Raw genomic sequence first — 9,798 nt, 5'->3', positions numbered from 1 at the left:
GGCCGCGGCTTCGAGCGGACCGAGCGGGTGGCGTGGAGGGAGCGTGGTGCGCCCTGCCCTCCTACTCCGTGCGCAGTCCGTCCGGGCGCATCAGCCTGACCAGCGGAGGCAGGCTCAGCAGTGTCACCACCAGGACGACCCCGGCGCCCACGCCGGTCATCGCCAGCACGCTCGGCCAGTCGACACGTACCGCCGTGCCCGTCATCCGCAGCAGGACCGCGCCCAGGGTGACTCCCACCACCAGGGCCAGCGCCAGGCCCAGCGCGATCGGGATCGCCGTCTGCCACAGCACCGAAAGGCTCAGTGTGCGCCGCCGGGTGCCGAAGGCGACCAGCGCCGACAACAGCTTCTTGCGCTCACGCAGTTGCTCCAGCTGCGACACCAGCAGACTCGCCCCGATCAGCGCCAGCACACACGCGGCGCCGACGAACAGCCCGGTGCGGATGGCGGTGAACTTGTCGGCCTGCTTTGCGGACTGCCAGACCATGGGCTCGCTCAGCGGGTCGATCCTGGCCGCCTCGTTGCGCACCAGGTCACGCACGTCCGGTACGGATTCGTCGAGATTCAGGTAGAGCTGGCCGGCCATCGCCGTAGCGGCGGCAGCCGGCAGCGCCTCCGGGGTGATCAGGAAACCGCCGCGCTCCGCGCCGGTCGGGTCGATGCGGGGCTCGCCCCGCTTCAGGTCCGACGGCACCACCCAAGGGGTCGCGGCGCTGTCCGCGCAGCCCTGGCAGCCCGGGTCGATGAACAGGGTGCGGCCGGGCTTCGCGAGCGTCGTGACGGAGTCGTCGCCGGAGTTGTACGCGCCCCCGGGCACGGCGAACGCGTCACCGGGCCGGCACGAGGGCAGCGTGGCCACCTCGCGCAGCGACGCGCAGTCCGCGACGGTCACCTGCGTGGTCGTGTCCGCGTCCATCTTGCGGTCCCCGAGGAAACCCTCCGAGTAGGCGTAGACGTGCCGCACGCCCTCGGTGCGCCGGAGCTTCTCGGCCGCCCGGCCGAGCGGCGTCCCGTCGTCCACGGTCATCTGCATCTGCGCCAGGTCGACGTCGTAGCCGGTCTCCTTCGTGTAGTCGCTGTCCACCCCGGCGAACAGCATCTGGAGGGCGATCGCCCCGGCCACCGCCACCGCGATGCCGTTGACCATGCGGGCCGCCGCGCCGCTGCTCAACTGCAGCCTGCGTACCGCCAGTTGCCAGGCCACACCGCCGCCACCGAGCCGGGCGACCACCGCCTCGACGATCCACGGCAGCAGCGCGGTCACGCCGATGAGCAGCAGGATGACGCCGCCGGTGACCAGGTACTCGTTGAACTCGCCGCCGTCGCGGCCCTGTCCGACCATCGGGTAGAGCATCGCGAGCCCGGCCAGTGGCACCAGCAGCCGCCACCACAGGCGACGACGAGGGGGCTTGGCCGTGCGCACCACACCGAGCGGCTCGATCACCACGCCGCGCAGCGCGAGCAGGGTGACCAGTACGGCCGCCGCCGGCACCGCGAGACCGACCAGCAGGGCCAGCGCGGGAGAGGGGTTCAGATAGCTCGGGAACACGCTGATGTCGTACACCTCGACCGAACCGGCCACCTGACGGCCGATCAGGAAGAAGCCCGCACCGAGGACGAGCCCGAGCACCGAGCCCGCGCACGCCTCACCGGCCGCGATCCGCCGTGTCGTTCTGCCGTCGGCGCCGACCAGCCGGAGCGCCGCCAGCCGCCGGTCGCGCCGCTCGCCGCCGAACCGCACGGCCGCGGCGATGAACACGGCGACCGGCATCAGCAGCACCACGAACACGACCAGGATCAGCAGGAGCAGCACCGGGTCGGTGTCCTGCTGGGCCGGGTTCTCGTCCCCGAACCGGTCGATGCGGGTGACCCGGGCGTTGTTGACGCCCCGCTCCGCGAGCCCCTCGGCGCCCCGGTAGAAGGCGAGTTCGGCGGACCCGATCAGTCCGCTCTCGCCGATCGTCCCGACGATCCGGTCCGGCAGCCGCTGCCGCAGCAGCTTTCCGCTGTCCGACCCCAGCAACTCCTTCAGCGCGGGGGAGACGACCATCTCGCCCACTCCCGGGAACTTTCCGACCCCCGGCGGCAGCGGCGCCCGTGCGCCCTCGGGCTCCAGGTCCCGCCCCCGGACGTCCTTCTCACGGAAGGTGGTGCCCGACCGGCCGACCAGCAGCGTGTTGTCCGCCTTCGGAACCGTCTTGCCGCTGTAGGTGAAGTCGGCGCGCGCCGCCTCGCGGTCGTCGCGCACCGACAGGGCGTTCGGCAGCGCGGTCGTCAGCAGCAGCAACGCCACCCCGAGTCCGACCCCGACCGCCGTCAGCAGTGCCCGGACCCAGCCCTCGCGTCCGCCGGCGAAGGCGAACCGGACCCCCATGCCGAGGTCCCTGGCCCCCTGCCGCACGCTCATACGACGCGCTCCATGTCCCGGGACTTCCCGTCGCGTACGACGATCTCGCGGTCGGAGTAGGCGGCCACCCGTGCCTCGTGGGTGACCAGCACGACGGCCGCGTTGGAGGACCGGGCGGCCTCCGTGAGCAGTTCCATCACGCGCTCGCCGTTGAGCGAGTCGAGCGCGCCGGTCGGCTCGTCGGCGAACAGCACACGCGGACTGGTGACCAGGGACCGCGCCACCGCGACCCGCTGTCCCTGACCGCCGGAGACCTCGCCGGGCCGCTTCTTCCTCAGGTCGTCGACCTCCAGGCGCTCCATCCACGACAGGGCGGTGCGCTCTGCCTCCTTGCGGGAGGTGCCGTTCAGCCGCAGCGGCAGGGCCACGTTCTCGACGCAGGTCAGCTCCGGCACCAACTGGCCGAACTGGAAGACGAAGCCGAACGCGGAGCGCCGCAGCTGACTGCGCTGGGCGTCGTTCATGGTGGCCATCTCCTGGCCGTCGTACATGATCGACCCCGAGTCGGGTGTCACGATGCCGGCGAGGCAGTGCAGGAGCGTCGACTTGCCGGAGCCGGAGGGGCCCATCACGGCGACGATCTCGCCCGGGTGGATGGAGAACTCCGCACCGTCGAGCGCGTTCGTGGGGCCGTACGCCTTGCGCAGGTCGTGGGCCACGAGCAGGGAGCCTGCGGGGGTCATCGGGTCACCGCCTCGGCGAGTTTGCCGAGTCGCGCGGCGGTGAGTTCCAGCCAGCGCAGGTCGGCTTCGAGATGGAAGAGGGCGTGGTCGCAGATCAGCTGGTCGGCGAGATCGCCTCGGCGCTTGCGGTCGGTGAGGATGCGCATCATGCGCAGGTGCTCCGAACGCTGGGTGTCGAGGATCCCGGACGCGTCGCGGTGCGTCAGGAGTGCGAGGACGACCTTCGTGTAGAGGACCGACTGGAGATAGGGCTCCGGCTTCTCCGGCGTCGCGAGCCACCGCTGGACGTCGGTGACGCCCGCCTCGGTGATCGCGTACCGCTTCCGCTCGGGGCCTTCGCCCGCCTCTATGCCGTCGACCTCCACGAGGCCGTTCTTCAGCAGCCGGGACATCGTCGAATAGACCTGGCCGTAGTGCAGAGGCCGATCGTGACCGAACTTCTCGTCGAAGGCCCGCTTCAGGTCGTAACCGTGACGGGGCCCGGACTCCAGGAGCCCTAGGAGCGTGTGACCGATGGACATGCGGAGCACTGTACACACGGCGTATACACCGCATGTATACGCACGGTGGATAGTCCGATCCGGGCAGTACGGAACTGCAGGTCAGCAGGCATTGTCACGGTTTTGTCACCGGGGAGGGGGTGGCTCCCGCGCCGATCAGGGCCGCGCCCGTCAGGGGCGCGGGGAACTGCGCGACCAGCCCCCTCCGACCTGCTGTCGAAGTCCAACCCGAAGCCGACCCCGAAGCCGATGTCGAAGGGGCCCTCGCTCCCTACTCCTCGGCCTCGCCGGAAAGGGGAGGCCGCCCGCGCCGGGGAATCGGCCCGGTCCCGCCGGGCAGCCGGCCGGCCTCGCCGAGAGCCCGCCGCAGCAGGAACTCGATCTGCGCGTTGGCCGACCGCAGCTCGTCCCCGGCCCACCGCGCCAGCGCCTCGTACACGAGCGGGTCCAGCCGCAGCAGCACCTGCTTGCGCTGCTGCTGCGGCCTTCGCTGAGGGGGTGTCCCCTCCGGAGGGGAGCTCACTGGTAGAGGGATCCCGTGTTGAGGACCGGCTGCGGGGCCCGGTCGCCGCACAGGACCACCAGCAGGTTCGAGACCATCGCGGCCTTCCGCTCGGAGTCCAGCTCGACGATGTCCCGCTCGGCGATCCGGGCGAGCGCGTCCTCGACCATGCCGACCGCGCCGTCCACGATCTGGCGCCGCGCGGCGACGACCGCGCCCGCCTGCTGACGCTGGAGCATCGCCGAGGCGATCTCGGGAGCGTACGCGAGATGCGTGAAGCGGGACTCGATGATCTGCACCCCCGCGGCCTCCACGCGCGCGTGGAGCTCGACGGCGAGCTTCTCGGTGATCTCCTCCGCGTTGCCCCGCAGCGACAGGCCCGCCTCGTCATGCGCGTCGTACGGGTACTCGATGGCGATGTGCCGCACGGCCGCCTCGGTCTGCGTGGCGACGAACTCCAGGAAGTCGTCCACCTCGAAGCTCGCCTGCGCGGTGTCCTCGACCTTCCACACCACGACCGCGGCGAGCTCGATCGGGTTGCCGTACGCGTCGTTGACCTTGAGGACGGCCGTCTCGTGGTTGCGCACCCGCGTGGAGATCTTCGTGCGGGACGTGAGCGGGTTGACCCAGCGCAGCCCGTCCTCGCGGATCGTGCCGCGGTAGCGCCCGAAGAGCTGGACGACGCGGGCCTCGCCCGGCGCCACCATGTTCAGGCCGCACATGGCGACGAAGGCCGCGAGGCCGATCAGGATGCCGGTCACGATGAGCGCGGCCTTGGCGCCGGTGGCGTCCACCGCGGTGGCGGAGACGACCATGCCGGCGCCCGCCAGCAGGCCGAGGAGCCCGAGCAGCAGCGCGAGCCCGCCGCCGATGCTGTGCGCGGCGAACTCCCGGACGCGTGGAGCGGGCATCTCGGGTACGTCGGCGATGTCTGGAGAGTCGTGCGTGGCCATGGGTGGTCCCCCGTTTCATGGTGCTGCCGCCCGGGATGCGGGCGCCTAGCTTCGTTCTAGCTAAGTGATATCACTTTACCCGTCACGGCAACCTTCCACTCCTCTGAATCGTCGGTTCCAGAGGGACAGGTGCTGATTCTCACGTCCGTAAAAGGCCGGATCGGCCGACCTTTGTCCCCGGCGGCGGTGTTAGTTTGCTGAGCTGACCCGAGCGACGAACCTGTGAGACACCAGAGACGGAAGCGGAGCGGACGGACCCATGGGACGAGCGGAAGAGAGACGAGCGCGGCAGCGTGGTGGCCACCGCGGCGCGCCGAAACGCTCGTCCAGAGCCGGCGCCGGGGGCGGTGCCACCGGTGGTACCGGTGGCACCAAGAGCGGCATACGCCGGCTCTTCACCTGGAAGAAGATCCTCGGCTCGCTGTTCGGCCTCTGCCTGCTCGGGATGGCGGCCTTCGTCGGGCTGTACCTGATGATCGACGTTCCCAAGGGGAACGCGGCCGCGGTGCAGCAGAGCAACATCTACAAGTACAGCAACGGCGACACGCTCGCCCGGTCCGGTGTCGTGAACCGTGAGCTGGTCGACCTCGACCAGGTCTCCAAGGGCGTGCGGATGACCTTCGTCGCCGCCGAGAACAAGTCCTTCTACGACGACTCCGGCGTCGACTTCAAGGGCACGGCCCGCGGCCTGATCAACACCCTCTCCGGCAAGGGCAAGCAGGGTGGCTCGACGATCACCCAGCAGTACGTCAAGAACTACTACCTCACCCAGGACCAGACCGTCACGCGCAAGCTGAAGGAACTGGTCATCTCGCTGAAGGTGGACCGCCAGCAGTCCAAGGACCAGATCCTCGCGGGCTACATCAACACCAGCTACTACGGCCGCAACGCCTGGGGCATCCAGGCCGCCGCGCAGGCGTACTACCGCGTCGACGCGGACAAGCTCTCGGTCGCGCAGGGCGCGTATCTCGCCGCGCTGCTCCAGGCGCCGAGCCAGTACGACTGGGCGGTCGCGAGCGACACCAGCAAGAAGCTCGTCAAGGCCCGCTGGAACTACGTCCTGGACAACATGGTCGGGGAGGGCTGGCTGAGCTCCGCCAAGCGTGACGCCATGAAGTTCCCCGTGCCGAAGGACCCCAAGGGCGCGCCCGGCTTGGAGGGCCAGGCCGGCTATCTGGTGGAGGCCGCCAACACCGCGCTGGAGAAGCAGCTCATCGCCCAGGGCACGGCCGCCGACCTCGACGAGGCCGAGACCATGGTCAAGGCGGGCGGCTGGACCATGACGCTGAACATCGACAAGAAGAAGCAGGCCCAGCTGGAGAAGGCCGTCAAGGCCAAGCTGACCAGCAAGCTCGACGGCAAGGACCGGAAGGTCGACGCCGACGTCCAGGCCGGTGCCGCCTCCGTCGACCCGAAGACCGGCCGGGTCCTCGCGATGTACGGCGGCGTGGACTACGTGGAGCACTACACCAACAACGCGACGCGCCGCGACTACCAGCCCGCCTCCACCTTCAAGCCGCTCATCCTGGCCGCGGCCGTCGACAAGGACGCCACGACCCAGGAGGACCAGCCGATCACGGCGAACACGATCTACGACGGCACCAGCAAGCGTCCCGTCGTCGACGACGGCAGGAAGGTCGGCTTCTCCCCGCCGAACGAGGACGACGTCGACTACGGCGACGTCACCGTCCAGACCGCGATGAACAAGTCCATCAACTCCGTCTTCGCGCAGATGGGCGTCGACGTGGGCATGGACGAGGTCATGAAGACGGCGGGCGACCTCGGCATGGACGTCGAGGGCATCAAGTCGGTGCCCGCCCAGACCCTCGGCACGATGGGTGCCAGTCCGCTGGAGATGGCCGGCGTCTACGCGACCCTCGACAACCACGGCAAGAAGGTCACCCCGGCCCTCGTGAAGTCGGTCGAGCACAAGGACCGCCCGGTCGAGTTCCCGGACGCGATCGGCGACCAGGTCATCAGCCGCGAGGCCGCCGACACCGTCACCTCGGTGCTGACCGGCGTGGTCGACGACGGTACGGCCAGGACGTCCGTACGGGACAACCCGGCGCGTGACGGCCAGCAGGTCGCGGGCAAGACGGGTACGTCGGACTGCAACAAGTCGGCCTGGTTCACCGGTTACACGCCGAAGCTCGTCACCTCGGTGGGTGTCTTCGGTGAAGCGGCCAAGGCGGGCACCACCCGCTGCGGCAAGGAGAAGCCGGTCAAGGTCAAGGCGTTCAGCCAGGTCACGCTGCAGGGCGCGGCCGGCGGCGGCCGCGTCAACGGCGGTGGCTTCCCGGCCCTGGTCTGGGCGGCGTACACGTTCGACGCGATGGACGAGGTCTCCAGGTTCGACCTGGAGACGGACCAGGGGGCGGCAGTCCAGCCCACCCCGACGCCCACGCTCAGCCCGTCACCGACGGCTCCGGCCGAGGAACCGTCGCCCGAGGATCCGACGACGAAGCCGCCGACGAGCAGCGCTCCGCCGGAGAGCTCTCCCGAGACCACCCCGCCGGACGACGAGGAACCGACCCCGTCGAGCAGCGCGACGTCGCCGCCGGGCGACATCGAACTGCCGGGAGATCCGGACGATCCCCAGGCGTTCCAGTGACCGTGTTCCAGTGACCGCGTTCCAGTGACCACGGGAGGAGGCGCCCCCTGAGGGGGCGCGGGGAACTGCGTGACCGCCGCGGACACTTCGCGGCGTACGGCCCGCGGTTCCCCGGCGGCGCTTCGACCGGAGGCGCGGCCGGGCCCGACCGCGGTTCGATCCTGCCGACTGCCGACTGCCGACTGCCGACTGCCGACCCCGGTCACCTGGCCGGGCCGGGTGGGCGGCCGTCAGCTGCTGTTCAGCTCGAACCAGACGACCTTGCCGGTGCTGAGCCGGGTCGCGCCCCACCGCCGGGCCAGCTTGTTCACCAGGTACAGGCCGCGTCCGCCCTCGTCCGTGGCGCGAGCCTGCCGCAGGCGCGGTAGCTGCGGTACGTCGTCACCGACCTCGCAGCGCAGCACGTCGGTCCGCAGCAGACGCAGCGTGACCGGCCGGGAGGCGTAGCGCACGGCGTTGGTGACGACCTCGCTGACGAGCAGCTCGACGGAGTCGGTCAGCTCCTCCAGGCCCCAGCGGGAGAGCGCCTTGCGGGCCAGCCTGCGGGCCCGGCCCGGCGCCGCGTCCTCGGGGTCCAGGTGCCAGAGCGCCACATCACTGGGCGCGATGCCGTCGAAGCGGGCGGCGAGCAGGGCGATGTCGTCGTCCCGGTCGCCCGGCCCCAGCATGTCGAGGACCTCGTCGCACAGCGCCTCCAGGGGCGGCGGATGGTCCGGACCGGTCAACTGGGCGGTGGCCGCGATCCGTTCACGCAGTTGCTCTATCCCGGTCCACACGTCACGCAGCCGTGACTCGACCAGGCCGTCGGTGTAGAGCAGCAGGGTGGCGCCCGCGGGCGCGTCCAGCTCGACCGCCTCGAAGTCCACCCCGCCCACACCGATGGGAGCCCCCGGCGGTACGCGCAGCACCTCGGCACGGCCGCCCAGGTGCAGCAGGACGGGCGGCGGATGGCCGGCGTTGGCGATGGTGATGCGGTGCGCGACCGGGTCGTACACCGCGTACAGGCAGGTCGCCATGCGGTCGGTGCCCAGGCGCTGGGCCTGCTCGTCCAGGTGGTGCAGGACCTCCTGGGGCGGCAGGTCGAGGCCCGCGAGGGTCTGCGCGGTCGTACGCAGCTGACCCATGATGGCCGCCGAGGTCATGGAGTGGCCCATGACGTCCCCGACCACCAGCGCGACCCGGCTCCCGGGCAGCGGGATCGCGTCGTACCAGTCGCCGCCTACCCGGGCCGTCTCCGCGGCCGGCAGGTAGCGCGAAGCCAGCCGCACACCCGTCGGCCGCGGCAGCGTCTCGGGCAGCATCGTGCGCTGCAACTCGTCGGCGATGTACGCCTCGCGGCCGTACAGCACGGCCTTGTCGATGCCGAGCGCGCTGTGCGTGGCCAGTTGGGCCGCCACCAGCAGGTCGTCCGCCTCGAAGGCGGGCCGGTCCGGGCGGCGCAGGAAGAGCGCCGCACCGATCACGCGCCTGCGGCCGCGGAGCGGCGCGAGGATCGCGCGCTGTCCGCCCGGCACCGTCAGGTCGTCGCCGATCAGCTCGGGCAGCGCGGCCCGGGCGGCGGGCGCGTCCGCGAACACCGGCCGTACACCGCGCAGTACCTCGTTGAGAGCGCCGCCGGGCCGTACCGTGCACAGCTCGGCGGTGATGCCGACATCGGGTTCGGGCTGGAGCGCGGGCAGCAGGAAACCCTCGGTGTCCCGGTCCTCCGGGATCCGGTCCGTACGCCGCAGCCGCAGCACGACGGGCCCGGTGGGCCGCTCGTCGCCCACCGGCAGCGGGTCGCGCAGATAGACGAGGATCGCGTCCGAGAAGGTCGGCACGGTGGCCCGGCACAGCCCCATCACGATCTCGTCGAGGTCGATGCCGCGGGCGATCCGCCGGGTCGCGGCCCCCACGAAACGCAGCCGGTCTCCGTCACGGCGCATCGGCATGGGCCCTCCGGGCACCGGGCCCTGGCCCGTACGGCGCTCCTTGGCGTTCTGGAGGGCGGCCGGCTCGCCGCCGGGCTGGGCCGGAACACCCTCGGGGGCGGGCCGCGGCCGGTGCGGATCGGACTCCGCGGAGGAGGGCTGGGAGTGCTCGGGCCCGGAGCCCGCGGGCGCACCGGTCGGGCCGTGGCCCCCGGAGGGCGCGGGCGGGCCC

Annotated in this window: 7 protein-coding genes; 1 reads left to right on the top strand and 6 read right to left on the bottom strand. The window is 71.2% G+C overall.

Features of this window, described 5'->3' with window-relative positions; all coding sequences use genetic code 11:
• Positions 1-61 precede the first annotated feature (61 nt).
• The 5 genes from KUF83_RS19505 to KUF83_RS19485 form a co-directional block, all read right to left on the bottom strand.
• On the bottom strand, positions 62-2,407 hold the full coding sequence (locus KUF83_RS19505) for an ABC transporter permease (protein ID WP_217456017.1): 2,346 nt from the start codon (positions 2,405-2,407) through the stop codon (positions 62-64).
• The gene (locus KUF83_RS19500) at positions 2,404-3,090 is read right to left on the bottom strand and encodes an ABC transporter ATP-binding protein (protein ID WP_217456016.1); all 687 of its coding nucleotides are present in this window, start codon (positions 3,088-3,090) and stop codon (positions 2,404-2,406) included. Before KUF83_RS19500 ends, KUF83_RS19505 begins: the two co-directional genes overlap by 4 nt.
• Positions 3,087-3,611 (bottom strand): PadR family transcriptional regulator, encoded by a 525-nt coding sequence (locus KUF83_RS19495; RefSeq protein ID WP_217456015.1) that lies wholly within the window; start codon positions 3,609-3,611, stop codon positions 3,087-3,089. Before KUF83_RS19495 ends, KUF83_RS19500 begins: the two co-directional genes overlap by 4 nt.
• A 250-nt stretch (positions 3,612-3,861) precedes the next feature.
• Positions 3,862-4,113, bottom strand: coding sequence for a hypothetical protein (locus tag KUF83_RS19490; protein ID WP_217456014.1), 252 nt, complete (start codon positions 4,111-4,113; stop codon positions 3,862-3,864).
• Positions 4,110-5,045 carry an SPFH domain-containing protein gene (locus tag KUF83_RS19485; protein WP_217456013.1) on the bottom strand — a complete coding sequence of 312 codons (936 nt, stop codon included), beginning with the start codon at positions 5,043-5,045 and terminating at the stop codon, positions 4,110-4,112. Before KUF83_RS19485 ends, KUF83_RS19490 begins: the two co-directional genes overlap by 4 nt.
• Before the next feature lie 259 nt (positions 5,046-5,304).
• Here KUF83_RS19485 and KUF83_RS19480 point away from each other — a divergent pair, with 259 nt between their 5' ends.
• Entirely contained in the window at positions 5,305-7,656 is a 2,352-nt protein-coding gene (locus KUF83_RS19480) for a transglycosylase domain-containing protein (protein WP_217456012.1), read from the top strand.
• A gap of 230 nt (positions 7,657-7,886) precedes the next feature.
• Here the strand turns inward: KUF83_RS19480 and KUF83_RS19475 are convergent.
• Positions 7,887-9,798: ATP-binding SpoIIE family protein phosphatase (locus KUF83_RS19475; protein ID WP_217456011.1), on the bottom strand; the 1,912-nt coding region annotated here is incomplete at its 5' end.

This window comes from Streptomyces sp. BV286 (assembly GCF_019090165.1).
GTDB lineage: Bacteria > Actinomycetota > Actinomycetes > Streptomycetales > Streptomycetaceae > Streptomyces.
The sequence above is the reverse complement of the archived record's forward strand: the minus strand, read 5'-3'. Positions and strand labels throughout refer to the sequence as shown.

Excerpts from the sequence above, each read along its gene's own strand:
- KUF83_RS19505 (WP_217456017.1), bottom strand. The coding sequence starts at position 2,407 with ATGAGCGTGCGGCAGGGGGCCAGGGACCTCGGCATGGGGGTCCGGTTC.
- KUF83_RS19500 (WP_217456016.1), bottom strand. The coding sequence starts at position 3,090 with ATGACCCCCGCAGGCTCCCTGCTCGTGGCCCACGACCTGCGCAAGGCG.
- KUF83_RS19495 (WP_217456015.1), bottom strand. The coding sequence starts at position 3,611 with ATGTCCATCGGTCACACGCTCCTAGGGCTCCTGGAGTCCGGGCCCCGT.
- KUF83_RS19485 (WP_217456013.1), bottom strand. The coding sequence starts at position 5,045 with ATGGCCACGCACGACTCTCCAGACATCGCCGACGTACCCGAGATGCCC.
- KUF83_RS19480 (WP_217456012.1), top strand. The coding sequence starts at position 5,305 with ATGGGACGAGCGGAAGAGAGACGAGCGCGGCAGCGTGGTGGCCACCGC.